Origin of the sequence: Pseudonocardia sp. C8, assembly GCF_014267175.1 — a bacterium.
Taxonomy (GTDB): domain Bacteria; phylum Actinomycetota; class Actinomycetes; order Mycobacteriales; family Pseudonocardiaceae; genus Pseudonocardia.
In genome coordinates, this window is record NZ_JACMTR010000002.1 from 1,809,830 (window position 1) to 1,836,219 (window position 26,390).

Genomic DNA, 26,390 nt, shown 5'->3' on the forward strand with positions numbered 1-26,390 from the left:
GGCCGACGCCGACACCGCGGCCCGGCGGTCGGGGCCGACGCCGACACCGCGGCCCCGCGGTCGACGGCCGGCGCCGATACCGCCCTACCGGCCCAGGTCGACGACGACACGGTAGCCCTCCGCCCGGCCGACGCACAGCGCGGTCCGGCCGGGCCCGGCCGGGTCGCCGGTCGTCGTCCCCTCGACCAGCCGGACGTGGCAGGTCCCGCAGAACCCCTGCCGGCACGAGTACGGGATGTCCGGGCGCACCTCGCGGACCGCGTCCAGCGCGCTCCGGTCGGCCGGCACCGCGATCTCCGGGCCGCCGGCGATCCGCACCGTGAACGGCCGGCCGTCCCGGATCGGAGGCGGGGAGAACCGCTCGGAATGGAACCGCCGGTCGGCGGGCAGCGCGCGGCGCACCGCCTCGATCATCGGCGGTGGCCCGCAGCAGTAGACCGCCGCGTGGGCGTCCACACTGGACAGGAGGTCGTCCGCGCCGGGAACGGAGCCGTCGTCCGGCCGGCGCACCACGCGGTCCGGCGCGAGCGCGACCAGCTCGTCCGACAGCGGCATCGAGGCCAGGTCGCGTCCGGTGTGGACGAGCCGCCACGGCAGCCCGGACGCGTGCACCGCCCGCACCATCGGGGCGATCGGGGTGATCCCGATGCCGCCGGCGAGGAACAGGTAGGACGGTGCCGCGGCCAGCGGGAACGCGTTGCGCGGGCCGTGCAGCCGCAGCCGCGCCCCCGGCGCGAGCCGGTGCACCTCGGCCGATCCCGCGCCGCCGGGCACCGCGCGCACCGCGATCCGGTACGCCGAGCGGTCCGCCGGGTCGCCGCACAGCGAGTACTGGCGCCTCCGCCCGGACGGGAGGTCGACGTCGACGTGGGCGCCCGGCCGCCAGCCCGGCAGGAGCGCCGGTGCCACCGGCACCAGCTCCAGCTCGGCCACGTCCGGGCACGGTCGCCGGACGGCGCGGACCTCGACCGGCAGCGTCCGGTCGACCGGGCCGGCCGGGCGGCGGCGCCGGCCGCTGCGGACCGCCATCCGCTGCGCGGCCGTGGTGACCGTGGCGAGCGCCGTCGCGCCGCGGTTCGGGTACGGCGGCGGGGAGATCGTCATGCCGCGCCGTCCGCCTGCTCCTCGGCACGCCGGGCCGCGGGGGACACCGCGAGGTACGCGACGGCGGCGTCGGTGTCGCCGTGCCGGGCGGGATGGAACCGCGGGCTCAGGTAGGTCAGCACGGCCCTGGCGAGCAGCCACGGTCCCGGCACCAGGCCCCGGCGGGCGGCCCGGAGGTAGTCGCGGAGCCGGACCTTCTGCCGTGGTGTCCCGCGCAGCTGCGGGTCCCGGGCGCACAGCTGCGCCACCCCGTCGGCCCACAGCTTCGCCAGTGCCGGCCCGCTGACCGCCATGGACCGGATCCGGCGCAGGTAGCGGCCGTCCAGGTGGGTGTACAGGTCGTGCGCGACGCTGCGGTGCTCGACCTCCTCCGCGCCGTGCCAGCGCAGCATGTCGAGCATCTCGGCGTCGGCGCCCGCCGCGTCGAGCGCGGGGGAGTCCAGCACCCACTCGCCGAGCACGGCCGTGAAGTGCTCGATCGCCGCGATCAGCCCGACTCGCTCGACCAGCCACTCCCGGGCCTCGTCGCCGCTCAGCCCGCGGTCCCCGAGCAGCTCGTGGAAGATCCACTCGACCTGCTCGACGTAGCGGGAGACGTCCACCCCGGCCTCGAGCAGGTGGTCGAGGGCGCCCTGGTGGGAGGCCGCGTGCACCGCCTCCTGGCCGATGAACCCGCGGACGTCCTCGGCGACGGCGTCGTCGCGCACCAGCGGCAGCGCCTGCGAGAACACGTCGACGAACCACCGCTCGCCCTCGGGCAGCAGCAGGTGCAGCACGTCGACGAAGTGCGAGGCGAACGGCTCGCCGGGGATCCAGTCGGTGCGCAGCCCGGTGAAGTCGAACCGGACGTCGCGGGCGTGCAGCGCGATCCGGTCGTCGTCGGCGGTGGTCATCGGGTGCTCCTCTCGTGGGTCAGCGGGGGGCCTCGACGCGGGCGAGCGCGCGCACCAGGCCGGGGGACAGCCGGGAGGCGAGCAGCCCGGCGTGTGCCTCGGCGGTGACCGGGGCGAGCGGCCGGTCGCGTTCCACGGCCCGGACGAGCCGGGCCGCGACCCGCTCGGGGGTGTAGCCGCGCCGGGCGTACGCGGCGGCGGCCGCCTTCCGGCGGGCGTCCTGGGTGGACGCGTCGGTGCCGGCGAACCGGGTGGCGGTGGTGATCGGGGTGTTCACGAACCCCGGGCAGAGCGCGGTGACGCCGATACCCCGGCCGGCCAGCTCGGCGCGCAGGCACTCCGAGAGCATGAGGACGGCGGCCTTGGTGGTCGCGTACGCGGGCAGCGCCCGGGACGGCAGGTACGCCGCGGCCGACGCGGTGTTCACGAGGTGCCCGCCCTCGCCGTGCTCGGTGAGCAGCCTGCCGAAGTGCCGGCAGCCGTGCACCACGCCCCACAGGTTGACGTCGACGATCCGGTGCCACTCGTCGAGGGTGGTGTCGGCGAACGGCCCGGCGACGGCGATCCCGGCGTTGTTGACGACGACGTCCGGCACGCCGTGCTCGGCGGCGACCCGGGCGGCGAGCTCGGCGACGGCCGCGTCGTCGGAGACGTCCACGGTGTGCGCGACCGCGCGGCCGGCGCCGTGCCGGCGGGTGATCAGCTCGACCGTCTCGGCGGCGCCGCGCTCCGAGAGGTCCGCGACGACGACCCGGGTTCCGCGGTCGGCGAACGCGCGGGCGGCCGCCCGGCCGATCCCGCTCCCGGCTCCGGTGACGACGGCGAGCCCGCCGTCCCAGCGCACGGCCCGGTTCCGGCGCCCGCCGGAGGCGACCAGCGCGGCTCCGCGGGCCCGAGCCCTCGTGAGCGCGGGCGCGATCCGGGCTCCGGCGCCGGCCGCGCTGTCGCCGGTGCGAGCCGCGGCGGGGCCGTCGCCGGTACGCGCTGCGGCCGGTCCGCCGGCGGTGGGCGGCGCGGGCGGTCCGGGTTCGGCCGGATCGGACCGGGCGTCGCCCGGGTACGCCGCGACCATCTCCCGGACGCACCGCGCGATCACGTCGGGCCGGTGCCGGACGATCCAGTGCCCGCCCGGCAGGTACCGCACCCGCAGGTCCGGGGCGAACTCCGCCGCGGACGTCGCCAGTGCCGGGGTCACGTAGGCGTCCCCGCGCGGCGCGAGGACCTGCACCGGGACGCCGGTCCGCCGGGGCTCCGGCCGGCCCAGGCGCCGGGGCAGGTTGCGCCGGTACAGCTCGAGGCCGTGCACGGCGTCGCGGACCGACGGCCGGGGAACGGCCTCGGTGCGGGCCAGCACCCGGCCGAGCAGGCCGGTGCGGATGAGCAGCTCGGGCAGCACGGGCAGCCGGAACGCGAGCGTGTACCAGGAGTGCGCGGCCTGCGCGAGCACCGGCCGCAGGTCCCGGCGTGCCCGGCGGCGCAGGAACGCCGCTACGTGGTCGAGGCAGGGCCCGGAGATCGAGGTGAACGACGCGACCCGGCCGGCCAGCGCGTCCCCGGTCACCGCGTGCCAGGTCTGGATCCCGCCCCAGTCGTGCGCGAGCAGGTGCACCGGCTCGTGCGGGGAGACCGCGTCGCACACCGCGCGCAGGTCGGCGGCCAGCAGCTCGAGGTCGTAGCCGGCCCGGCCGTGCGGCGCCTCGGAGGCGCCGTGGCCGCGGACGTCGTAGGTGACGACGTGGTGGTCGGCGGCGAGCAGGCCGGCGACGGCGTCCCAGACGTGGCGGTCGTCCGGGTAGCCGTGCACGGCGACCACCGTCGGCCGGGACCGCTCGCCCCGCTCCTCGACGGCCAGCCGGAGCCCGTCGGGGGTGAGGACCGTCCGGGTGCGTTCCGCCACCACGCTGTGAGACACATTGTCATCATAGAAAGTGTGTCAACAAGCCGATGAGGATCTACGGTGACGGCATGACTGAGCAGTCAGCGGTGACCGTTTCCGAGGTTCTGGTCGAGCGGCGCGCCGGCGTCCAGCTGATCACCCTCAACCGGCCGCACGCGAAGAACGCGATCAACGAGAACGTCGCGCGAGCGGTCGCCGCTGCCGTCGACGAGCTGGACGCCGACGACGACCTGCGGGCCGGTGTCCTCACCGGCGCCGGCGGCGTGTTCTCCGCCGGGATGGACCTCAAGGCGTTCCTGAAGGGGGAGCGTCCCTCGCTGCCCGGCCGCGGGCTCTGCGGGATCACCCAGACGCCGCCGCGCAAGCCGATGATCGCCGCCGTCGAGGGCTGGGCGCTCGCGGGCGGGTTCGAGATCATGCTGGCCTGCGACCTGGTGGTCGCCGGCCGGGGTGCCCGGTTCGGGGTGCCGGAGGCGAAGCGCTCCCTGGTCGCCGCCGGCGGCGGGGCCCTGGAGCTGGCGAACCGGGTGCCGCGCGCGCTGGCACTGGAGATGCTGCTGACCGGCGACCCGATCGACGCCGCCCGGGCCGAGTCCGCCGGGCTGGTCAACCGGGTGGTCGACGACGGCGGCGCGCTCGACGCCGCGTGCGAGCTGGCCGGGCGGATCGCCGCCAACGGACCGCTGGCGGTCGCCGCGTCGAAACGGGTCGTGCTGGAGAGCCCCGGCTGGGGGCAGGATCGCTGGGAGCGGCACGCCGAGATCGTCGAGCCGGTGCTCGGCTCCGAGGACGCCCGGGAGGGTGCGACCGCGTTCGCCGAGAAGCGCGACCCGGTCTGGCGGGGGCGCTGACCGCGCAGGTCGCGGCGCACGACAGCGGTCAGGGCAGGTACAGGTCGCAGCGCCCGGCGTCGACGGCCTCGACGGCGCCGCCGGTGTGCGCGGCGAGCCAGTCGGCGAACCCGTCCGTCCCGGACGGTTCGACGGCCACCGTGAACGTCACGTCCGCGCCGTGCGTCACGTCGCGCAGCCGGTACGGCGAGTGGCGCAGGTCGTGCTCCAGCCGGCCCGCCCGGTCGTGCGGCACGGCGAGCAGCAGCTCCCGGTGCGGGACCCGGCGGAGCACGCCGACCACGTCGAGCGTCTCGGACAGCGCGCCGGAGTAGGCGCGGACCAGGCCGCCCGCGCCGAGCTTGGTGCCGCCGAACCACCGGGAGACGACGGCGACCACGTCGGTCAGCTCCCGGCGGGTCAGTACCTCCAGCATCGGGACGCCCGCGGTGCCGGAGGGTTCGCCGTCGTCGCTCGAGCGGGCGGTGAGGTCCCCGGTCGCCGGGTTCCCGACCCGCAGCGCGGTGCAGTGGTGGGTGGCGTCCGGGCCGGCCCTGCGGACCCGCTCGACGACGGCTGCGGCGTCGTCGACGCCGGACACCCGGGCGACCGTGCAGCGGAACCGGGAGCGCTGGATCTCGATCTCGTGCTCCCCATCCCGCGCTATCACCCGCACGGCGGTACCGGGGTACAGGTCACAGCGTGACCGCGCTCGCGATCGGCGGCGCTACGGGATCGATTCAGCGCACACTGGGGACGTCCGGTGAGGAGGCCGCCCGCCTCACCCGGCGGGGCGTCCCCTCGCATCGCACCGATGAAGGGAACTCCACCCATGAGCACCACCCTCCGCAGCCTGCGCACCGGTCTCGTCCGGATCGCCCGCCGTATCGATGCCTACACCCTGCAGGCGTTCAACCCGGTCTACCCGACCCCGGCGACCACGCAGCGCTGACCCCGGTCGCCGTGACGCCCCGCCCTCGTGACCACACGCCACGAGCGGGCCGTTCGTGGCACCAGCTGCCACGAACGGCCCGCTCGTCGGAGAGGGGCGGACGGTGCGCTCAGTCGCCGGGCGGCGGCGCCGACGGCAGCTGCAGCGGGCGCAACCGCACCCACAGCACGAACAGGGCACCGATCACCACCATGACGATCCCGGTGCTCAGGTTCAGGTTCAGCCCGCCGGTCTTGGCCAGGTTCTCCGGGTCGTTCCCCGCGACCAGCCCCATGATCACCAGCACGATGCCGTAGACCCCGAACAGCAGGGCGATCACCGAGCGCAGGTCGAACAGGTTGGTCGCGGTCGCCGAGACCGGGGCCTCGGCCCCGGCCCGGACGTCGTCGGGGTTGTCGTCGCTCATCGGAAGTCTCCTCCGCTCAGCCGGTCACGACGTAGAGGACCACGGTCAGCACGAGCACCGCGACGGCGAGCATCGCCGGGGAGCGGTACCAGCCCGCGTCGTCACCCTCGGTGGTGTGCGTGCGGGCCTCCTTCGGGGTGAGGCTCCACACCAGGCCGGTCAGCTCGGCCTCCGGGCGCGGCGCCGTCACCATCGAGACCGCGCCGGCGACACCGACGCCGACCACGAACGCGGCGATCGCGCCGAGGAAGCTGCCGGCCTGGCTGGACATCGCCAGCACCTCGAGCCGCACCAGCAGGTCGATCGTGACCGCGGCGGCGGTGCCGGACAGCAGCCCGATCCAGGCCGACGGCCCGGTCATCCGCTTCCAGAACAGGCCGAGGATGAAGATCGCGAACAGCGGCGCGTTGAAGAAGCTGAACAGGGACTGGATGTAGTCCATCAGGTTCTCCGAGCCGGACGCGATGAACGCCGTGCCGATGGCCAGGATGCAGCCGATGATCGTGACCAGGCGTCCGACCTGCAGGTAGTAGTGGTCGTCGCGGCCGGTCCGGACCCAGTCCTGCCAGATGTCGTAGGTGAACACCGTGTTGAACGAGCTGATGTTCGCCGCCATGCCGGCCATGAAGGCGGCGAGCAGGCCGGCGATCGCGACGCCGAGGATGCCGTTCGGCAGCACCTCCTTCATCAGCAGCGACAGCGCGTTGTTGTACGTGATCCCGTCGACCGCCTCGCCGCCGCCCGCCTTGACCTGGCTGATGTGCGGCACCAGGATCCCGGCGATCATGCCGGGGGTCACGATGACCAGCACGACCAGCGCCTTCGGGAAGGCGCCGATGATCGGCGTGCGCCGGGCCGCCGACATGCTCTTCGCCGACAGCGCGCGCTGGACCTCGGCGAAGTTCGTCGTCCAGTACCCGAAGGAGAGCACGAAGCCGAGGCCGAACACGATGCCCAGCACCGACAGGAACGGGTTCGCGACCTCGGTCAGCGGGGTGCCCGGCCAGGCGTCGAGGTCGGCACCGCCGCTGGGGCCCTCGGTGACCCCCCGGATCAGGCCGTCCCAGCCGCCGACCCGGGCCAGCCCGGCCACGGTCAGCGGGACGAGCAGCGCGAGGATCACGAAGAACTGCAGGACCTCGGTGTAGATCGCCGCGGACAGCCCGCCCAGGCTGATGTAGGCGAGCACGACGACCGCGGCCACCGGGACGGCGACGTAGAGCGGCCAGCCGAGCAGCGCCTCCAGGACCAGCCCGAGCGAGAACAGGTTGACCCCGGCGATGAGGATCGAGGCCACGGCGAAGACCACGGCCTGGACCCGCTGGGTGGTCTTGTTGAACCGTTTGAGCAGGAACTCCGGGACGCTGCGGGCCTTCGAGCCGTAGTAGAAGGGCATCATCACGATGCCGAGGAACACCATCGCGGGGATGGCGCCGAGCCAGTAGTAGTGCACGGTCGGCACGCCGTACTGGGCGCCGTTGGCGACCATGCCGATGAGCTCGATCGCGCCGAGGTTCGCCGAGATGAACGCCAGCCCGGTGATCCAGGCGGGCATCGACCGGCCCGACAGCAGGAAGTCCAGGCTGGACGAGACCGAGCGGCGCGCCGCGTAGCCGATGCCGAGCACGAGTGCGAAGTAGAACGCCACCAGCAGGTAGTCGACGATGTTCGGGTCCAGGCGGAGGATCTCCGAGGACGTCATGCCCCGACCCCCCGCCGTCCCTCCCGGGCCCGCGCCGGGGCCGTCCCGCAGTGGTCCATCTCGGACTCCTCGCCGTCGAGTGTCAACGTGCTGCCGGCGGCGCCGCCGCTGCGGGCGGGTGGCCACAGGCCACCGCACAAGCTAGACCGAGGTCGGACAGAAGTGAACACGTTCGCTCGGATCCGATACCGAGCAGTGATCTTTACGCCCGAATCTGCCCGCTCGGGCGGATCCGGGACCGGAACGGCGTCTTGTATGCCGTTCGGATTTGTTGCATTCTGTGCGAGTGATGGCTGTTCCCGCGCGGGCGAGGAGAGGCCGCGACGACGAGCGGCGGGAGCGATGAGCCTGCTCGCCGAGCAGCGGCGCGAGGTCATCGTCGAGCGGGTCCGCTCGCAGGGTGCGGTCCGGGTCTCCGAGCTGGCCGAGCACCTCGGCGTGTCCGAGATGACCGTGCGGCGCGACCTCGACGTGCTCGCCCGCCGGCGCCTGGTGGACAAGGTGCACGGCGGCGCGACGGCGATCGGCGAGCACACCACCGAGGAGCCCGGTTTCTCGGCGAAGTCGGTGCGCGAGCTCGAGGAGAAGGACGCCATCGCCGCCGAGGCCGCCCGTCTCGTGACACCGGGGTCGGCCGTCGGCCTGTCCGCGGGGACGACGACCTGGCGGCTCGCGCACCGGCTCGCGAGGATCCCGCGGCTGACCGTCGTCACCAACTCGCTCGCGGTCGCCGAGGCGCTGCACACCGGGGGCGCGGAGTCCCGCGGCACGACGGTGATCCTCACCGGCGGGGTGCGGACGCCGTCCGAGGCGCTGGTCGGGCCGGTCGCGATCGCCGCGCTCCGCTCGCTCAACCTGGAGATCGTCTTCCTGGGCGTGCACGGGATGAGCGCCGCCGCGGGGTTCTCGACGCCGAACCTGACCGAGCGCGACACGAACCGGGCGCTGGTCGACGCCGGTCAGCAGCTCGTCGTCGTCGCCGACCACACCAAGTGGGGCACGGTCGGCATCTCGACCATCGCCGAGCTCGGCGAGGCGGACGTGCTGGTCACCGACTCCGGCCTGGCCGACGCCGACCGCGCGGTCCTCGAGGGCGAGGTCGACCGCGTCGTCATCGCCCGGACCGCCCGACCTGGAAGGCAGTGATGGAGAAGGTGCAGAAGCTCTCGACGCGGATGGCCGACGGGCGGGAGATCATCTGGTTCGACGGCCCCGGGCACCCTCCACGTGACCCCGCGCGGCTGGCCGACCCCCGTGACCTGCCCGCGGTCACCCCCGCCTCCCAGCTGCGCCACGACGCGCTGGCCGGGGAGTGGGTGACGATCGCCGCCCACCGCCAGGACCGGACCTACCAGCCGCCGGCCGACCAGTGCCCGCTGTGTCCGAGCCGGGACGGCCGGCACACCGAGGTCCCGTCGCCCGAGTACGAGGTCGTGGCGTTCGAGAACCGGTTCCCGTCCTTCGGGTCCGCGCCCGGGACGCCGCCGCCCGCGGACCTGGCCACCCCGGTCGCCACCGCGGGCCGCTGCGAGGTCGTCTGCTTCACCGACGACCACGCGATGCCGTTCTCCCGGCTCTCCCCGGAGCGGGTGCGGCTGGTGCTGGAGGCCTGGGCGGACCGGACCGCCGAGCTGGGTGCCCGGCCCGGGGTGCGGTACGTCTTCCCGTTCGAGAACCGCGGCGCCGAGATCGGGGTGACGCTGTCGCACCCGCACGGCCAGATCTACGCCTACCCGTACGTGCCGCCGTTCCCGCAGCGGATGCTGGCGCACGTGGCCGCGCACCGCGCGGCGACCGGCGAGAACCTGTTCGACGTGCAGCTGGCGGCCGAGCGGGCGGGGACGCGGGTCGTCGTCGCCGGCGAGCACTGGACCGCGTTCGTCCCGGAGGCGGCGCGGTGGCCGGTCGAGGTGCACCTCTACCCGCACCGTCCGACGCCGGACCTGCCGGCGCTGGACGAGGCGCAGCGCGACGAGTTCGCCTCCGTCTACCTCGACGTGCTGCGCCGCCTCGACGCGCTCTACGACGACGAGCTGCCCTACGTCGCGGGCTGGAACCAGGCCCCGGTCCGGGAGGCCGACGGCCGCGCCGACGCCCGGCTGCACCTGCGCGTGCACTCGATCCGCCGGGCCCCCGGCAAGATCAAGTATCTGGCGGGGTCGGAGTCCGGGGCGGGGGCGTTCATCTCCGACGTGCTGCCGGAGGCGGTGGCGGAGCGGCTGCGGTCGCTCTAGCCGCGTCCGGGTAGGCGTCGAGGCCGGTCCCTCCCCAGGGACCGGCCTCGGACGACAGTGGACGTCAGACCCGGACGGCGTTGTGGAACGGCATGTCGTCGATGTCGGAGTACTTCACCGGCTCGCCGCTCGTGGAGGCGTGCAGGACCTTGCCGTTGCCCGCGTAGATGCCCACGTGGCTGACCGGCGAGTAGAAGAACACCATGTCACCGGGCTTGAGCTCGTCCTTCGAGACGTCCTGACCGTCCATCTGGGACTGCGCCTTGGAGGTCCGGGGCAGGTCCACCCCGACCTTCTCGAACGCCCAGACCATGAGACCGGAGCAGTCGAACGCGCTCGGGCCGGTGGCACCCCACTGGTACGGCGCCCCGAGCTTGCTCTTGGCCGCGGCGAGGGCCTGCAGGCCGTTCGCGGAGCCGCTGAGGTCGGTGACCGGGTCGCCGGCGACCGTGCCGGTGCCGGCGCCGTCACCCGAGGAGGACGCAGCGGACGACCGGGCCTGCGCGGCGCGCTCGCGGGCGTCGGCCTCGCGCTGCTCGGCCTCCCGCTTCGCGACCGCCGCGATCCGGGCGGCGTCGGCCTGCTCGAAGGCCTGCGGGACGGCGGCGGTGACGTGCTGCAGGCCGCTGTGGACGGTGCTCGCCGCCTGGCTGGTGCCCGCGCCGCTGCCCCGGTCGGCGCCGGCCGCCGGCACCGAGAGCTTCATCGTGGCCTGGTTGTCCACTCCGGCCAGGTCGACGCCGGAGGACTGCTCGTCGGCCGCATCGTCGGGGGAGCCGAGGCTGGACACGACGCCCAGCACGGCCGTCGCGCCGACGAGGGTCGCCGACATCGTCGCGGCGACCGCGCGCGGGCGGGTGCCCAGCGGACCGGTGTCGGACGGGCCGCGGACCAGGCCGATCGCCGACCGGGCCGTGACACCGGCGGGCAGGTCGTGGGTGACGACGGTGTCGCCGTCACCGGGGGCGGTCTCCGGTCCGGCGGTGGTGCCGGGCGCGGGGAGCTCGGCCGGGGTGTCGATCCGCTCGAGGTCCGGACCGAGGGCGCCGCCCTCGCGGGCCGTCCGGGCGGCGCGGCGGCCGCCGGAGGCGGGGGTGTCGAAACCGGCCTCGGCGTACCGGGCGAGCAGCTCGCTCGCCGAGATGCCGGCGGCCGCGTCGCGGTCACGACGACGGCGCGGAGTGAGGGTGTCGGCCGTCGGGGCGTCGGCCGGATGCCGTTCGGTGGTCTGCAGTGCTGTGGTCATGCGGGTTCCTCGCCGCCCCGGCCACACCGGCTCTTCGGGGTCGAGCCGGACGCGTGTCCGCCCCCGCCACGTGCTGGGTGGGCGCCAGGGGGAACGTCGGCGGGCGGGGGAGCGGGCGGCCGACCAGGCGCACCAGCCGACGTCTCGCCGGCCAGCACGAGGGACCGTAACCGGTCCGTGACTGACATGCGTGTCGGCACCACCGCGCGTGCGACGAGCGGACGCTCCTGCGCGATCCGCGTGGTGATCTCCCGCTGAACGGTCGGTCCGCTACGCCGTTCGAGTCAGGCGGGTGATCGTCTGCGACGAGCGGTCGGCGCGACCGGGTGACAGGGCCGGGCGTGGCAGCGGCGAATCCGCCGGACGGGGGGACACCCGCTCGGCCGTACGTGCGGGCACGGCGTTCCGCACGGTATCCGGGGGCGGTCGTGACGGGCCCGTGAACGCCTTCTGCCACGATCGTGGCGGAGCCGTGCCGGCGCCGAGCCGGAACGTCGTCCCTGCCCGTCCCGAGTTGAGACCGAAGACAGCCGACTACCGGCGGAGGCCTACCGCAGTGCCGGACCGATCACCCGGACCGATCTGGGTCGGGGAGACCACCCATCACCGGGCCGCGGGCAGCGCCCCGGCGCCGGACCTGCGCGTCCCCGCGCGGTTCGCGGCCGCCCGGCTGCTGGTCACCGACTGCGGCGTGCCGGTGGGGCAGGTCGACGTCCCGCTGCGCGACGGCCACGCGACCGCGCAGGAGGTGGCGCGGGCCGCGGCGGCGGTCGCCGGGGATGCGCCCCCGGCGTTGCCCCCGACCTCCGGCGAGCCGGTGACGGTCGTCGTGGCCACCCGCGGGCGCCCGGACAGCGTGCGGCGCTGCGTGCGCGCGATCCTGGCCGGCGACCACCCGGCGGTGACGGTGCTCGTCGTCGACAACGACCCCCGGGACGACCGGACCCGCGCCGCCGTCGAGGCCGTCGCGGACACCCGGGTCCGGTACGTCCGCGAGCCCCGCCGCGGGGCCTCGGTCGGCCGCAACCGGGGCCTGCACGAGGCACGGACCGGCATCGTCGCGTTCACCGACGACGACACCGAGCCCGACCCGCGCTGGGCGTCCCGGATCGCGGGTGCGTTCGCCGCCGATCCGCAGCTCACCGGCCTGAGCGGGCCCGTACTGGCGGCCCGGCTGGATACCCCCCAGGAGCGGGCCGCCGACGTCGCACTGGCCTGGAACAAGGGTTTCGTCCCGCGCCGGTTCCGGCTCGACGACCCGCCGTCGGACACCCCGGTGTTCCCGTTCTCGCCGGGCCTGTTCGGGATCGGAGCGAACCTCGCGGTGCGGGCCGGGCCGGTCCGCGCGCTGGGCGGGTTCGACGAGGCGCTCGGCCCTGGCCGGCCGACCCGCGGCGGGGAGGACATCGAGCTGCTCGTCCGGATCGTGCTCGCCGGCGGCACGCTCGGCTACCTGCCCGCGGCCTACGTGTGGCACCACCACCGTCCGTCCGACGAGGAGCTCCGCGACCAGCTGGCCGGCTACGCGCTCGGACTGGGTGCCTTCCTGGGCAAGGTGGCGATGGACCCGCGGGCGCGCCGGCTCGCGATGCGCCGGTTCCCGGCCGGGATCGCGCGGCTGCGGGAGATCGTCCGCCGGGAGTCCGCGGGGCGCCCGGGGGAGGGGGCGCCCCGGTCGGCGTCCGGTGCCGGGTCGAGGCGGGCCCCGGTGGGCGGCGGTGTGCCGGTGGACCCGCCGGTCGGTGGACCGGGCGCGCAGCCCGTGGATCCGGAGGTCGGTGGACCTGGCGCGCAGCCCGTGGATCCGCCGGTCGGCGCGCCGTGCCCGCTGCGGTCCGTCGACCCGCCGGTCGGTCCCGGCTCGAGGGTGCTGCCGGCCGACCGGGCGGTGTCCGGGGTGCCGGTGCCCGGCGGCGGGCCGGGCGGCGCCGCCCCGGCCGCGATCGTGCCGGCGGAGGCCGGACCCGGCCGGCCCGCCGGCGAGCCCGGCGGCGACGCGGCCGGCGCGGCGGCCGAGGTCCCCGTGGGCCCGGCGCGGCGGCACGACGAGACCGTCGCGCTGCCGGGCGGCGCGGCGCGCCGGAAGCTGCGCGGCCTGGTGTCCGGTCCCGCGCTCTACCTGCGCACCCGCCGCCAGGTCCGGGACGAGGGCGGGGTGTCGCCACCGCTCACCGGCGGGCCGCCGGTCCGCTGACCGGGGCCTACCGGGCCGGACCGGCCGGCCCGTGCCGCGACGCCGGCGACCGCGGGTCAGCCCTGCGCCACCGGTTCCGGCGAGTCCAGCTCGGCGGCGGCCGGGGCGTCGGCGTACCCGAGCGCGCTGCGGTAGACGTCGCGCAGCCGGGCGGCCCAGCCGGAGGCCTCGAACCGGTCCAGGAACCGGGCCCGCGCGGCCGTGCCCCGGCGTGCGCGGAGCTCCGGATCGCGCACCATCCGCACCAGCTCGTCCGCGATCGGGGACGACGACACCGGCGTCAGCGCGCCCGTCTCCCGCGTGACGATCTCCGGGATGCCACCGACCCGGGTCGCGACGGCCGGGGTGCCGGTGCCCTGCCCCAGCACCAGCGCCCGCGGCATCGTGTCGTCGCGGGTGGTGTGCAGCTGGACGTCGGCGGCCCGCAGCAGCTCGACCGGTGCGGCGGCCCGGCGGAACGTGACCCGCGCGGACAGTGCCGGGTCCGCGGCCACCCGGGACTCCAGCCACGGCCGCAGCGGGCCGTCGCCGCAGAGCACGACGGTGACCGGCTCGTCCGGCGGGAGCTCCGCGACGGCGTCGAGCAGCATGTCCTGGCCCTGCCCGCGGCGCATCGGGGCCACCGACACCGCGACGACCTCGTCCGCGCCGACCCCGAGCTCGCGCCGGAACCGGGTGGCCTCCTCCGGCGTCCCGACACCCGGGTCGGTCGCGCCGTCCGGGATGACCGACAGCCCCGCCGTCGAACCGGCGACCTTGCGGTACCAGTCGCGCTGCAGCGCCGACGTCGCGATCGTGCGGGTCATGAACCGCTTGCGGGCCAGCACCTTCGCCGTCCGGCGGAGCTGGTCGCCGCGGTCGGCGGGCTGGGCGTGGATGTGGTGCAGCGTCGAGATCGCCGGTATCCGCAGCCGGGCCGCGGCGGCCGAGCCGACGAGGTCCGGCCGCGCGCCGTGGGTGTGCACCAGGTCCGCACCGTGCGTGCGCAGCACCCCGACGACCTGGAGCACCGCCCGCGGGTCCCACGGGGCCACGTTCAGCTCCACCGGGGCCGCGCCTGCCCGTTCGAGCCGGCCGGTGACCGCGGAGTGCGCGGACGGGGTGAGGGCGACCACGACGACCTCGAACCCGGCGGCGGGGCCGGCCTCGGCCAGGTCGGCCAGCGCCGCGGCCACACCGCGGTCGTCCAGGGACTCGACGAGATGTGCGATCTTCACGTGCGCGGCCTCCCGGAGGTGGAACGGGGATGAGGGTCGGCAAGCCCTTCACCCTACCGAGTGGTATCGGTGCCGCGGACCGCATCCATTACGGTCACCGGTGTGCGCACGGTGCTGGTGATCGGGATCGGGGCGGGCGACCCGGAGCACCTGACCCTCCAGGCGGTCGCCGCCCTGCGGCGGGCCGACGTCGTCTTCGCCGTCGACAAGGGCGACACCAAGGACGACCTCCTCGCGCTGCGCACCGAGATCCTGCGCCGGCACCGCCCCGACGACGGATACCGGCTGGTCACCGCGCCGGAGGTCGACCGCGACCGCGGGGCCGAGGTCGCACGGGACGGCGGGCGGTACCGCGACGTCGTCGTCGACTGGCAGGACCGCCGGGCCGAGCTGTACCGCGCGATGCTCACCGGCGAGCTCGCCGAGGGCGAGACCGGCGCGTTCCTGGTCTGGGGCGACCCGTCGCTCTACGACGGCACGCTGCGCCTCCTGGACCGGGTCCTCGACGGGATCGCGGGGGAGTGGGCCGTCGAGTCGGTCGCTGGCATCTCCAGCGTCGCCGCGCTCGCCGCGGCGCACCGGCTGATCCTCAACCGGGTCGGCCGGCCGGTCCTGATCACCACCGGCCGCCGGATCGCGGACGGGATGCCCACCGACGTCGACGACGTCGTCGTCATGCTGGACGGCCGCACCGCGTTCGCCGCGCTGTCGCCCGACCAGCGGGCGGAGCTGCACATCTACTGGGGCGCCTACCTCGGCACCCCCGACGAGCTGCTGGTCGCGGGGCCGCTGGACGAGGTGTGCGACGAGATCCTGGAGACCCGCGCGGCCGCGCGGGAGCGCAAGGGCTGGATCATGGACACCTACCTGCTGCGCCGGGGCGCGGACGAGCGCTGAACCGCCCGCACCCCGGTCACGCCCCGGCGCGCGGCCGGTCGCGGCCCCGGAGCCGCATCACACAGCTCGCGTCCCCGTCAACCGGCATCGTTCGATGCACGAGCAGGTCGCGCCCGGTCCCGCATGACGGGGCCGGTGGCGGGGTACGCCCCGGCAGTCCGTGAACGAGACCTCCGCCGACCGACGCAAGGAGACCCGCTTCCCATGGCCGCTGGCGAGCAGAACGAGCCCCAGCCCGAGGCGCCGGACATCGCGTCCGCGCTGCAGCTCGACACCGACGAGGCGCTGACCGGCCCCTCGGACACCGATCCGCTGGACTCCGGCTACGTCCCGCCGGACCGTCCGTACGGGACCGAGGACACCGCCGTCACCCCGGCCGGGGAACGGGCCGGCGAGAGCCTCGACGAGCGGCTGGACCAGGAGGTGCCGGACGACGTGCCGCCCGAGGCGAGCGACCGGTCCGGGCGCCTGGTGGCGGACGACTCCGAGACCCAGGCCGCGGACGTCGGCGTCGACGGGGGCGCGGCCGGTGCGGAGGAGGCCGCCGTACACGACGCGGACGAGCCCCTGACACCGGTCGACGACGAGTCCCCGGCCGAGGATCCCGAGGTCAGCGCGCAGCTGGCCGAGGACGCCGCGCGGGCCGACGAGGCGGCCGCCGACGCCGAGTGGGACGAGGACCGGAGCGCGCGGGAGGACCCGCTGCGCTGACCGGTCAGGCGGCGCTGCCGATCAGCCGGGCGATGGCGGTGTCCAGGTCGAGGTGGTCGTTCTCCTCACCCAGGTCGACGATCTCGAGCGTCGCGTCGACGAACTGGGCCAGCAGGTCCCGGTCGACCTCGAGAACGGCCGAGCCACCGTCGGACCGGATCTCGATCTCGATGACGTCGTAGCCGTCGACCCGGCGGGGTGCCAGCCGGATGTCCCCGATGCCGGTCGCGGTGGTGAGGCCCTCGATGACCAGGTCCCGGGCGACGAGCCACTCGATCCAGCGGTCCGGCGAGCGGCGCACCGAGAACGAGATCGCGAACGGGTCGGACGCGCGGAACGCCCAGCGGCTCACGATCGGGGAGGCCTGCCCGTGCAGGACCGTGAAGACGTCCTGCTGGATCGAGTCGCTGGTCATCGTGCTCGCCCTCCCGGAGGCCGCCCGGTTGCAGTGGTGGTGTGGCGGTCTCATCCCGAACATCGTCGGAAAGGCCACCGACGCTGCACGTTCCGCGCTGATTCACCCGTTCGCGCACGTGTCGGCCGGGTCACGCCCGGACGGGCGCACAGGGTGTCACGGCTGCGCGTACCCGGCGTGACCCGGGTGCGGTCCGGCTCTCCGGTTCAGCCCCGGTCGACCTTGGTCACGAGCCAGATCCCGCCGGGCCCCTTCCGGACCGTCTGTTCCAGCGTGACCGTCACCCGGGCGGCGGAGCGGCCGTCCGAGGCGGCGTAGATCCCGGTGCCCAGCCGGGTGACCGTCGGGTCGCGGAAGCCCAGCTCGGCGCCCACGTAGGAGATCGTGACCTCCTCCGGGTCGAGCAGCCACGGGTCGCTGCCGCGGTCGGCCTGCTGCTGCATCCGCTGCGCGGTGGCCGCGTCGCCGGCCGGCCACAGCGGGGTGGAGTCGCGGGGGTGCGCGTGGTTCCCGCCGGCGGCGCCACCGCCGCCGTGGCCGCTGCCGTGCCCGCCGTCGTGCCGGCCGCCGGACCAGGTGCCGTCCGGTGTGGGCGTCTCGGTCGTCGCGCGGGTCGGCGTGGGGGTCGTGCGGGTCGTGGTCGGGGTGGGCTGCGGGGTCGGTGCAGGCGTCGTGGGCGGCGGTGCCGTCGTCGGAGCGGGCGCCGGTGGCGCCGCCGGCAGCGCACCGTTCCCGCAGCCGGCGAGCAGCAGCACGAGCACCAGGAACGCCACGGCGACCAGCCCGCCGCGCAGCAGCTGGCGCGGGCCGTAGGGACCGATCCGCACGCGCGACGGTCCGGACCGCCGCACGGTCGCGGCCGGCGCGGCGGACGGCGTCACCCTCGGCAGGTTCGGCGCGGTCACGCGGGCAGCCTACGAGCCGGGACCGCCCCGGCGGGGCAGTTCCGACGACCACGTTCCGGTGATCACGACGGGCGGTACGCGTGCTCGGCGTGCGCAGCCCTGACTCCGGCGTCCCGGAGTGATTAGGGTCCCCGTGACGGCCGGGACCGGCCCGGAACACGCACGAGCCCGACGAGGTGCACGCACATGACATCGGCAACCGGAGCTGCCGGAACGGAGGCGACGGAGAGGTTCCTCGCCGCCCGTGACTTCCTGCTGGCCCATCGTGAGGACTACGCGACCGCGCAGCGGGACTTCCGCTGGCCGGAACTCGACGAGTTCAACTTCGCGCTCGACCACTTCGACGTCGTCGCCGCCGATCCCGAGCGCGGTGCCCGGCGGGCACTGTGGATCGTCGAGCAGGACGGGTCGCAGGCGTACTGGACGTTCGCCGAGCTGGCCGAGCGCTCGAACCGGGTCGCGAACTGGCTGCGCGCACAGGGCGTGGCCCGCGGCGACCGGATCATCCTCATGCTCGGCAACCAGCTGGAGCTGTGGGAGACGTTGCTCGCGGCCATGAAGCTGGGCGCGGTCGTCATCCCGGCCACCACCCTGCTCACCCCGGCCGACCTGCAGGACCGGGTGGACCGGGGCCGCGCGCGGCACGTCGTCGTCGGGGTGGGGGACACCGGGAAGTTCGACGACGTCGCCGGCGACTACACCCGGATCTCGGTCGGAGGCTCGGTCGGTGGCGCTGCCGAGGGCTGGCGGGACTACACCGAGGCCTACGACGCGCCGGCCGCCTTCCAGCCCGACGGCGTGACCCGCGCGTCCGACACGCTTCTGCTCTACTTCACCTCCGGCACCACGGCGAAGCCGAAGCTCGTCGAGCACACGCACACGTCCTACCCGGTCGGGCACCTGTCCACGATGTACTGGATCGGGCTGGAGCCCGGCGACGTCCACCTCAACATCTCCTCGCCCGGCTGGGCCAAGCACGCCTGGTCGAACGTGTTCGCGCCGTGGATCGCCGAGGCCACGGTGCTCGTCATGAACTACGCGAAGTTCGACGCCGAGTCGGTGTTCTCGGTGCTCACCGGCTGTGGCGTGACGAGCTTCTGCGCGCCGCCGACGGTGTGGCGGATGCTCATCCAGGCCGACCTCTCGTCGGTGCCGACGCCGCCCACGAAGGTCGTCGGGGCGGGGGAGCCGCTCAACCCGGAGATCATCGAGCAGGTCGAGAAGGCCTGGGGGCAGCGGATCCGCGACGGCTTCGGGCAGACCGAGACCACCCTGCAGATCGGCAACCCGCCCGGGCAGCCGGTGAAGCCGGGTTCGATGGGCCGGCCGATGCCGGGCTTCGTCGTCGCGCTGGTCGACCCGGCCACCGGCCGGCCTGCCGAGGAGGGCGAGATCTGCCTGGACCTCGGCCACCGCCCGACCGGGCTGATGGTCGGCTACGCCGACGACCCCGAGCGCAACGCCGAGGCCATGGCCGGTGGCTTCTACCACACCGGCGACGTCGGCTCCCGCGACGAGAACGGGTACATCACCTACGTCGGCCGCGCCGACGACGTCTTCAAGGCCAGCGACTACCGGATCAGCCCGTTCGAGCTGGAGAGCGTGCTCATCGAGCACCCGGCGGTCGCGGAGGCCGCGGTCGTGCCGTCGCCGGACCCGGTGCGGCTCGCCGTCCCGAAGGCGTACGTGGTGCTCGCCAAGGGACACGAGCCGACCGGGGAGACCGCCCAGGACATCCTGCGGTTCGCCTACGACCACCTCGCGCCCTACAAGCGGATCCGCCGCCTGGAGTTCTTCGACCTGCCCAAGACGATCTCCGGCAAGATCCGCCGGGTGGAGCTGCGCACCCGGGAGGGCGAGCTGCACGCCGACCCCCAGGCGCAGCCGCCGACCGAGTACACCCTGTAGCCGACGAACGGCCGGGTCACTGCCCGAAGTGGCCCGGCCAGTCCTTGTACGGGATCCGGGTGATCTCGAGGATCTCCCCGAGCCGCGACCACTCGTTGCGGCCGAGCCGGGCCAGCGGGGCGAGCCTGCGGACGTCGGGCAGCGAGTTGCCGCGGGCGTCGGTGACGAACACGTCCTCGTCGATCGCGGCGTGCGTCACGCGGCCGATCACCACGGTGGAGTTGCCGAGCTCGATGTTGGCGTGCAGCACGCACTCCAGCGCCACGGGTGATTCGGCGACCCGGCTCGGCGTGACCGTCGCGCTCGGCTCCGGCGTCAGCCCGACCGAGGAGAACTCGCTGATCTCGGTGGGGAAGTCGGTGGCGGTTGCGTTGATCTTCTCGAACATCGGCTCGCCGGCCAGGCAGACCACGAACTCCCGGGTGGCGGACACGTTGCGCAACGAGTCCTTCTTCCCGACCGACGTGAACTGGATCATCGGCGGGTCCACGCAGGACACCGTGAAGAACGAGTGCGGGGCCAGGTTGTCGACGCCGTCGGGCGAGCGGGTCGACACCCAGGCGATCGGGCGGGGGACGACGACGCTGGTGAGCAGCTTGTAGAACGGGCCGGAGCCCACCTCGTCCGGCTTCAGGTCCGTGCGCATGGGGGAGATCCTGCCTCCTGCGGTCACGGCGGGCCGATCTACGGTCGGTGGCGTGCGTGGACGTGCCCGGGCGGCCGGGCTGACGGTCGGGATCCTGGCGGACGCCGTCCTGGGCGATCCGCGGCGGGGCCATCCGGTCGCCGGGTTCGGGATGCTCGCCGCCGGACTGGAACGGCGTGTCTACCGCGACTCCCGTGCCGCCGGTGCCGGCTACACCGTGGTGCTGGTGGGGGGCGCGGTGCTGGCCGGCGCCGGCGCGGAGCACGCGCTCGCCGGGGCGGCCCGGAGCCGGTGGGCGTGGCGCGGTGGCGCCGGCGGTGCGGCAGGCGGTGCCGGCCGCATCCGCGCGGCGGGGCGTGGTACCGGCCGGACCCGCGCGGCGGGAGGTGGCAGCGGCCGGGCCGGTGCGGTGACCGGTGGCGGCCGGGCCCGCGTCGCGGCGCAGGTCCTGCTCACCGCCGTGACGACGTGGGCCGTGCTCGGCGGGACCTCGCTGACCCGGGAGGGCGCGGCGCTCGCCGGTGCCCTCGACGCGGGAGACCTCGCCGCCGCGCGGGCCCGGATCCCGAGCCTGTGCGCCCGCGACCCGGAGCTGCTCGACGCCGCCGGGCTGGCCCGCGCGGGGGTCGAGTCGCTGGCCGAGAACACCTCGGACGCCGTCGTCGGCCCGCTGGTCTGGGGCGCCGTCGCCGGGCTGCCCGGCCTGCTCGGGTACCGCGCCGTGAACACCCTCGACGCGATGGTCGGGTACCGGTCGGTGCGCCACCTCCGGTTCGGGTGGGCGTCCGCGCGGCTCGACGATCTGGTCAACCTCGTGCCGTCCCGGGTGGCGGCACTCGTCACGGTCGCCGTGGCACCCCTGGCCGGCGGCTCGCCGCGGGCGGCGCTGCGGGCGTGGCGGCGGGACGCGGCCGGGCATCCCAGCCCGAACGCCGGCCCGGTCGAGGCCGCTGCCGCCGGGGCGCTCGGCCTGCGGCTGGGCGGGACCACGACGTACGCCCACGGGGTGGAGGAACGCCCCGTGCTGGGCGACGGACATCCACCGGGCCCGGCGGACCTGCACCGTGCCGTCCGGCTGTCCCGCCTGGTCGCGGGGGTGAGCGCAGCACTCGCGGTGGGGACGGCGTGGGCGCTCGCCGCCCGCCGGGCCGACACCGGCCTCCGCCGCGCGGTGACCAGGGCGCCGGGGAAGGCGGCCACGTGCAGTGGGGCTACCGGGAGATGAGCTGATCTGCACGATCGCGCCCCCGAGAGGGCACCGTCGTGCGTGTGGGGTCGTGGGCGCGGGTCGATCTGCACGGTCGCGCCCGGGCGAGGGCGGGATCGTGCCTCCCGAGCGTCGAGGCCGGCCCGATCTGCACGGTGTGGCCGCCGGTAGGGCGTGATCGTGCCGCCCGAGCGCCGTGCCCGAGTCGATCCGCGCGATCCCGCCCTCCCCGGGACGAGTGCGTGCCACTCGGCTCGGTGCTCGGCCTCGGGTGGCGCCGGGCTCAGCGACGCCCGGCGCCCGGGGCCGCCCCGTCCGCGCCGCGAGGGCTGTCCGCACGGCCGGCCTCGTCCGTACGGCTCGCCCGCCCCGGCAGGCCTGCCCCGTCCGCGCGGATCGGGTCGTCCGCCGCGGCGTCCTCGGCGGGGCTCGACCAGCCGTCCCGCCCGGACAGCTGGTCGCGCAGGCTCCCGGCGCGCTCGCGGCGCCCGCGCCGCTGCAACAGCTCGAGGCGGATGAACAGGCCGAGCGCGACCAGCGCGACCAGCCCGAACGTCAGCCACTGCAGCGCGTAGGAGAAGTTGCTGAACGGCGCGCCACCGCCGGGCGGGGTGACCGGGATCGGAGTGAGCACCCCGGCCTGGCCCGCTTCCAGCGACACGACGCCCTCGAGCGGGGTCGTGCCGGTCGCCCCGGCGAGCGCACGGGAGTCCGCGGCGTAGATCTGACGGGTGCCGCCCTCGTGCAGCGGCGGGCGTCCCTGCGGGTCGCTCTCGTTCAGCCGCAGCCTGCCCTCGACGGTCACCGATCCGGTCGGGGCCGGCGCGTACTCCGGGACACGTCCGCCGTCTCCGGCCGGTACCGACCCCCGGTTGACGACGACCAGGCGGCCGTCGGTGAGCCGCAGCGGCGTCAGCACCTCGTAGGCGGGGGCGCCGTCGACGACACGGAGCCGGACCAGGGTCTCCGCGGCGCGGTCGTACGTGCCGGTCAGCGTGACCCGGCGCCACACGTCGTCGCCGGACACCCCCGCGCCGGCCGGGACCAGCTCGGCGAACGGCACCGCGGGTGCCGCGTCGGCGGCGGCGATCGCGCGCTGCTGGGCATCCCGCTCGGCCTCCCGGCCGAACTGCCACGGGGCGAGCAACGTGTAGCACGCGACCACGAACGCCAGCACGGCGACGACGGCCGCGATCCACCCGGGACGCAGCAGGAAACGCACGCTCCCAGGGTAGACACGGCCGCCGGGGCGATACTGCTCGCGTGGTTGATCTCAGGGGAGCGGTGCTGATCGCCGGGACGACGTCGGACGCGGGCAAGAGCGCCGTCGTCGCCGGCATCTGCCGCTGGCTGCACCGGCGCGGGGTGTCGGTGGCGCCGTTCAAGGCCCAGAACATGAGCAACAACTCGGTCGTCACCCCGGACGGCGGCGAGATCGGCCGCGCCCAGGCCATGCAGGCGTTCGCGTGCGGGATCACGCCCGGGGTCGATCTCAACCCGGTGCTGCTCAAGCCGGGCAGCGACCGGACCTCGCAGGTCGTCGTGCGGGGCCGGGCCGACGGGCAGGTGTCGGCGCTGTCGTACCGGCACCGGACGGCCGCGCTGGCCGAGGTCGTCGCGGACGCGCTTGCCGGGCTGCGGCGCCGCTACGACGTCGTCGTCTGCGAGGGAGCGGGCTCCCCGGCGGAGATCAACCTGCGCGCCACCGACCTGGCCAACATGGGCTTCGCGCGGCGCAACGGGCTGCCGGTGCTCGTCGTCGGCGACATCGACCGGGGCGGGGTGCTCGCGCACCTGTTCGGCACCCTGGGCGTCCTCGACCCTGCCGACCAGGCCCTCGTCGCCGGGTTCGTGATCAACAAGTTCCGGGGTGACCCGCGGCTGCTCGCGCCCGGGTTCGCGCAGCTGCGCACGCTGACCGGGCGGCCGACGCTGGGCGTCCTGCCGTACGCCGACGGGCTCTGGCTCGACGCCGAGGACTCGCTGTCCGCCCCGGCCGACGGGGTGCTCGGCCGGCCGGCCCCACCGCGCGGCGGGCAGTGGCTGCGGGTGTCGGTGGTGCGGTTCCCGCGGATCTCGAACGCCACCGACGTGGAGGCGTTCGCCTGCGAGCCGGGCGTGGCCGTCCGGTACGTGACCGAGCCGTCCCGGATCGCGGACACCGACGTCGTCGTCCTGCCCGGGTCGAAGTCGACGGTCGCCGACCTGGCGTGGCTGCGGTCGTCCGGGATGGCCGACGCCGTGCGGGCGCACGCCGCGGCCGGACGCCCGGTGCTCGGCATCTGCGGCGGCTACCAGATGCTGGGCCGCGCGATCACCGACCCGGACGGTGCCGAGGCCCCGCCCGGCACCCGCGTCGACGGGCTGGGCCTGCTCGACCTGGAGATCGCGTTCGACCCGGTCAAGCACCTCGGGACCCCGGCGGCGACGGCCTGGGGGGAGCCGGTGACCGGGTACGAGATCCACCACGGCCGGGTGGTGCGCTCCGGCGATCCCGGTCTCGTCGGCGACGAGGGCAGCGACCGCGGGCACGTCCTCGGCACGCACTGGCACGGCCTCGCCGAGAACGACGGCTTCCGCCGCCTGCTGCTCGCCCGGCTCGCCGCCGAGGCCGGCCGGGACGGGTTCCGGGTGGCGGACGACACGTCGTTCGCGGCCGAGCGGGCCCGGCAGGTGGATCTCCTGGCCGACCTGGTCGAACAGCACCTCGACACGTCGTCACTTGAGCATGTGATCCGAAACGGGGCGCCCGCCGATCTCCCGGTGCTGACCTCGGGTCTGGCAGCCTCGCACCCGTGCGCACTGCCGTGAGCTCCCCCCGCTTCCCGTTCTCTGCGGTCGTCGGCCACGACGACCTGCGGCTGGCGCTGCTGCTCAACGCCGTCCACCCGGGCGTCGGCGGGGTGCTCGTGCGCGGGGAGAAGGGCACCGCGAAGTCGACGGCGGTGCGGGCGCTGGCGGCACTGCTCCCCGAGCTGCAGGTGATCGAGGGCTGCCGGTTCGGCTGCGACCCGGCCGAACCGGACCCGGCCTGCCCGGACGGGCCGCACCCGGCCGCGCCGGTGCCGTCGCGCACGACCCGGCCGGCCCGGCTCGTCGAGCTGCCGGTCGGCGCGACCGAGGACCGGCTCGTCGGTTCGCTCGACCTGGAGCGCGCGCTGTCCGAGGGCAAGCGGGCCTACCAGCCCGGCCTGCTCGCCGAGGCGCACCGCGGCGTGCTCTACGTCGACGAGGTCAACCTGCTGCACGACCACCTCGTCGACCTGCTTCTGGACGCCGCGGCCATGGGGCGGGCACACGTCGAGCGCGACGGCGTCTCCGTCTCGCACGCGGCACGGTTCCTGCTGGTCGGGACGATGAACCCGGAGGAGGGCGAGCTGCGCCCGCAGCTGCTCGACCGGTTCGGGCTGACCGTGGAGGTGCGGGCCTCCCGCGACGTCGACACCCGGGTCGAGGTGACCCGCCGCCGGATGGCGTTCGAGGACGACCCGGCCGGGTTCGCGTCCCGGTTCGCCGGCGCCGAGGCCGACACCGCCGAGCGGCTGCGGGCCGCCCGGGAACGGGTCGGGTCGGTGCGGGTGTCCGACCGGGAGCTGCACCGGATCGCGTTCGTGTGCGCCCGGTTCGACGTCGACGGCATGCGGGCCGACCTCGTCATCACCCGGGCCGCGGCCGCGCACGCCGCCTGGGAGGGCCGGGCCGCCGTCATCGAGGACGACGTCCGCGTCGCCGCCCGGCTCGCGCTGCCGCACCGCCGCCGCCGCGACCCGTTCGACGAGCCCGGCCTGGACGAGAAGGACCTCGAGGAGGCCCTGCGGGACGCCGAGTCCGAGCTGGGGCCCGAGGATCCTGACGACGACCCCGGCGGCCCGGACGGGGGTGGCCGGCCCGGCGACACCCCGGATGACGCGTCCGGTCCCGATGACGCGGGCGGTTCCGGCGGCCCGGACACGTCCGACGGTTCGGACGCCTCAGACGGCCCGGACGGTTCCGGCGGCGCCGAGTCCCACGGCGGCACCGGCGGCTCCGGGCCCGCCGACGCGGGTTCCCGGCCCCCGTCCGACCCCACGAGCGGACCGGTCGAGGGAACGGACGCCACGAACGGGCCGTTCGCGGCATCCGACGATCCTGCGCCGGAGGGGTCCGGGTCCGGTGGCGACGGGGAGGGCCGCGCCGTCGTCCTCGGGGACACCGCCCGGCTGCGCCGCGCGACGGTCCGCGCGTTCACCGTCCCCGGCCTCGGCGCGGGCGCGCCCGGCCGCCGGTCCCGGGCCCGCACCGACACCGGCCGCGTCGTCCGGCCCACCGGGTCGGCCACCACCCGGGCCGCGGACCTGCACCTGCCCGCGACCGTCGCCGCGGCCGCCCCGCACCAGGCCGCGCGCGGCCGCCGCGGGCCGGGCCTGCTCGTCCGGCGGGGGGACCTGCGCCGTGCCGAGCGGGAGGGCCGAGAGGGCAACCTGGTGCTGTTCGTCGTCGACGCATCCGGGTCGATGGCCGCGCGGAAGCGGATGACCGCCGTCTCCGGGGCGGTCCTCGGTCTGCTCCGGGACGCCTACCAGCGACGGGACAAGGTCGGGCTGGTGACGTTCCGGGCCCGGGACGCCGAGCTGGCGCTGCCGCCGACGTCGTCGGTGCCGGCCGCGCAGCAGCGCCTCGCGACGCTGCGCACCGGCGGGCGGACCCCGCTCGCCGCGGGGCTGCTCAAGGCCCGTGCCGTGCTCGCCGCCGAGCGGCGCCGGGACCCGCGGCGCCGCCCGCTGCTCGTCCTGCTGACCGACGGCCGCGCCACCGTGCCGGTCCTTCCCGGGAGCGACCCGGTGGCGGACGCGCGCCGGGCCGCCGGGCTGCTGGCGGCCGACGGTGTGCACACCGTCGTCGTCGACTGCGAGGGCGGGCACGTCCGGCTCGGGCTGGCCGCGCCACTCGCCGCCGCGGCCGGTGGCGAGCGGGTCACCCTCGACGACCTGACCGCCGACAGCGTGGGGGACCTGGTGCGGTCCGCCCGCGCTGCATGACCGAGAGG

General features: G+C 75.6%; 22 protein-coding genes. 10 read left to right on the plus strand and 12 right to left on the minus strand.

Annotated elements, in window-relative coordinates; genetic code table 11:
• Positions 1 to 84 precede the first annotated feature (84 nt).
• The 3 genes from H7X46_RS09135 to H7X46_RS09145 are packed head-to-tail and all read right to left on the minus strand — an operon-like array spanning position 85 to position 3,909.
• A complete protein-coding gene (locus H7X46_RS09135; protein ID WP_186358995.1) occupies positions 85 to 1,104 on the minus strand; it encodes a PDR/VanB family oxidoreductase in 1,020 nt (339 codons plus the stop codon).
• Complete coding sequence (locus H7X46_RS09140; protein ID WP_186358996.1) at positions 1,101 to 1,997, minus strand: metal-dependent hydrolase; 897 nt, start codon at positions 1,995 to 1,997, stop codon at positions 1,101 to 1,103. Before H7X46_RS09140 ends, H7X46_RS09135 begins: the two co-directional genes overlap by 4 nt.
• 19 nt (positions 1,998 to 2,016) lie before the next feature.
• Positions 2,017 to 3,909 carry an SDR family oxidoreductase gene (locus H7X46_RS09145; RefSeq protein ID WP_186358997.1) on the minus strand — a complete coding sequence of 631 codons (1,893 nt, stop codon included), beginning with the start codon at positions 3,907 to 3,909 and terminating at the stop codon, positions 2,017 to 2,019.
• 53 nt (positions 3,910 to 3,962) lie between these two features.
• Between H7X46_RS09145 and H7X46_RS09150 the strand changes: the two genes are divergently transcribed.
• A complete protein-coding gene (locus tag H7X46_RS09150; RefSeq protein ID WP_186358998.1) occupies positions 3,963 to 4,745 on the plus strand; it encodes a crotonase/enoyl-CoA hydratase family protein in 783 nt (260 codons plus the stop codon).
• 28 nt (positions 4,746 to 4,773) lie between these two features.
• Here H7X46_RS09150 and H7X46_RS09155 read toward each other — a convergent pair whose 3' ends face one another.
• The 3 genes from H7X46_RS09155 to H7X46_RS09165 all read right to left on the minus strand — a co-directional run bounded on the left by H7X46_RS09155 (position 4,774) and on the right by H7X46_RS09165 (position 7,784).
• Positions 4,774 to 5,400 carry a YigZ family protein gene (locus H7X46_RS09155; protein ID WP_186358999.1) on the minus strand — a complete coding sequence of 209 codons (627 nt, stop codon included), beginning with the start codon at positions 5,398 to 5,400 and terminating at the stop codon, positions 4,774 to 4,776.
• 385 nt (positions 5,401 to 5,785) lie between these two features.
• Positions 5,786 to 6,082, minus strand: coding sequence for a hypothetical protein (locus tag H7X46_RS09160; RefSeq protein WP_186359000.1), 297 nt, complete (start codon positions 6,080 to 6,082; stop codon positions 5,786 to 5,788).
• Between the two features lie 16 nt (positions 6,083 to 6,098).
• Positions 6,099 to 7,784: a sodium:solute symporter family protein gene (locus H7X46_RS09165; RefSeq protein ID WP_186359001.1), complete on the minus strand. Its 1,686-nt coding sequence runs from the start codon at positions 7,782 to 7,784 to the stop codon at positions 6,099 to 6,101.
• A 342-nt stretch (positions 7,785 to 8,126) separates the two neighbouring features.
• Here H7X46_RS09165 and H7X46_RS09170 point away from each other — a divergent pair, with 342 nt between their 5' ends.
• Positions 8,127 to 8,930: a DeoR/GlpR family DNA-binding transcription regulator gene (locus H7X46_RS09170; protein WP_186359002.1), complete on the plus strand. Its 804-nt coding sequence runs from the start codon at positions 8,127 to 8,129 to the stop codon at positions 8,928 to 8,930.
• 8 nt (positions 8,931 to 8,938) lie between these two features.
• On the plus strand, positions 8,939 to 10,018 hold the full coding sequence (gene galT, locus H7X46_RS09175; RefSeq protein WP_370589060.1) for a galactose-1-phosphate uridylyltransferase: 1,080 nt from the start codon (positions 8,939 to 8,941) through the stop codon (positions 10,016 to 10,018).
• Between the two features lie 64 nt (positions 10,019 to 10,082).
• Here the strand turns inward: galT and H7X46_RS29065 are convergent, their stop codons facing one another.
• Positions 10,083 to 11,264: an NlpC/P60 family protein gene (locus H7X46_RS29065; RefSeq protein WP_222131251.1), complete on the minus strand. Its 1,182-nt coding sequence runs from the start codon at positions 11,262 to 11,264 to the stop codon at positions 10,083 to 10,085.
• Between the two features lie 556 nt (positions 11,265 to 11,820).
• Here H7X46_RS29065 and H7X46_RS09185 point away from each other — a divergent pair.
• Complete coding sequence (locus H7X46_RS09185; protein WP_186359004.1) at positions 11,821 to 13,458, plus strand: glycosyltransferase; 1,638 nt, start codon at positions 11,821 to 11,823, stop codon at positions 13,456 to 13,458.
• A 56-nt stretch (positions 13,459 to 13,514) separates the two neighbouring features.
• Here the strand turns inward: H7X46_RS09185 and H7X46_RS09190 are convergent, their stop codons facing one another.
• Complete coding sequence (locus H7X46_RS09190) at positions 13,515 to 14,675, minus strand: glycosyltransferase family 4 protein (RefSeq protein ID WP_186359005.1); 1,161 nt, start codon at positions 14,673 to 14,675, stop codon at positions 13,515 to 13,517.
• A gap of 102 nt (positions 14,676 to 14,777) precedes the next feature.
• On the opposite strand from H7X46_RS09190, the gene cobF reads away from it, so the two are divergent.
• Both cobF and H7X46_RS09200 read left to right on the plus strand, forming a co-directional pair.
• Positions 14,778 to 15,572 (plus strand): precorrin-6A synthase (deacetylating), encoded by a 795-nt coding sequence (gene cobF / locus H7X46_RS09195; protein ID WP_186359006.1) that lies wholly within the window; start codon positions 14,778 to 14,780, stop codon positions 15,570 to 15,572.
• Between the two features lie 204 nt (positions 15,573 to 15,776).
• Complete coding sequence (locus H7X46_RS09200) at positions 15,777 to 16,283, plus strand: DUF5709 domain-containing protein (RefSeq protein WP_186359007.1); 507 nt, start codon at positions 15,777 to 15,779, stop codon at positions 16,281 to 16,283.
• A gap of 4 nt (positions 16,284 to 16,287) precedes the next feature.
• Here H7X46_RS09200 and H7X46_RS09205 read toward each other — a convergent pair whose 3' ends face one another.
• Both H7X46_RS09205 and H7X46_RS09210 read right to left on the minus strand, forming a co-directional pair.
• Positions 16,288 to 16,698 (minus strand): SsgA family sporulation/cell division regulator, encoded by a 411-nt coding sequence (locus tag H7X46_RS09205; RefSeq protein WP_186359008.1) that lies wholly within the window; start codon positions 16,696 to 16,698, stop codon positions 16,288 to 16,290.
• Between the two features lie 206 nt (positions 16,699 to 16,904).
• The gene (locus tag H7X46_RS09210; protein ID WP_186359009.1) at positions 16,905 to 17,603 is read right to left on the minus strand and encodes a hypothetical protein; all 699 of its coding nucleotides are present in this window, start codon (positions 17,601 to 17,603) and stop codon (positions 16,905 to 16,907) included.
• 186 nt (positions 17,604 to 17,789) lie between these two features.
• Between H7X46_RS09210 and H7X46_RS09215 the strand changes: the two genes are divergently transcribed.
• Positions 17,790 to 19,511, plus strand: coding sequence for an AMP-binding protein (locus H7X46_RS09215; RefSeq protein WP_186359010.1), 1,722 nt, complete (start codon positions 17,790 to 17,792; stop codon positions 19,509 to 19,511).
• Between the two features lie 16 nt (positions 19,512 to 19,527).
• Here the strand turns inward: H7X46_RS09215 and H7X46_RS09220 are convergent, their stop codons facing one another.
• Positions 19,528 to 20,157, minus strand: a complete 630-nt coding sequence (locus H7X46_RS09220) for a flavin reductase family protein (RefSeq protein WP_186359011.1) — start codon at positions 20,155 to 20,157, stop codon at positions 19,528 to 19,530.
• Between the two features lie 52 nt (positions 20,158 to 20,209).
• Here H7X46_RS09220 and H7X46_RS09225 point away from each other — a divergent pair, with 52 nt between their 5' ends.
• On the plus strand, positions 20,210 to 21,382 hold the full coding sequence (locus H7X46_RS09225) for a cobalamin biosynthesis protein (RefSeq protein WP_370588668.1): 1,173 nt from the start codon (positions 20,210 to 20,212) through the stop codon (positions 21,380 to 21,382).
• 265 nt (positions 21,383 to 21,647) lie between these two features.
• Here the strand turns inward: H7X46_RS09225 and H7X46_RS09230 are convergent, their stop codons facing one another.
• Positions 21,648 to 22,586, minus strand: a complete 939-nt coding sequence (locus H7X46_RS09230; protein ID WP_370588669.1) for an SURF1 family protein — start codon at positions 22,584 to 22,586, stop codon at positions 21,648 to 21,650.
• A gap of 41 nt (positions 22,587 to 22,627) precedes the next feature.
• Between H7X46_RS09230 and H7X46_RS09235 the strand changes: the two genes are divergently transcribed.
• A complete protein-coding gene (locus tag H7X46_RS09235) occupies positions 22,628 to 24,175 on the plus strand; it encodes a cobyric acid synthase (protein ID WP_186359013.1) in 1,548 nt (515 codons plus the stop codon).
• Complete coding sequence (locus H7X46_RS09240; protein ID WP_370588670.1) at positions 24,160 to 26,382, plus strand: putative cobaltochelatase; 2,223 nt, start codon at positions 24,160 to 24,162, stop codon at positions 26,380 to 26,382. The genes H7X46_RS09235 and H7X46_RS09240 overlap by 16 nt, the downstream gene beginning before the upstream one ends.
• Positions 26,383 to 26,390: the final 8 nt, after the last annotated feature.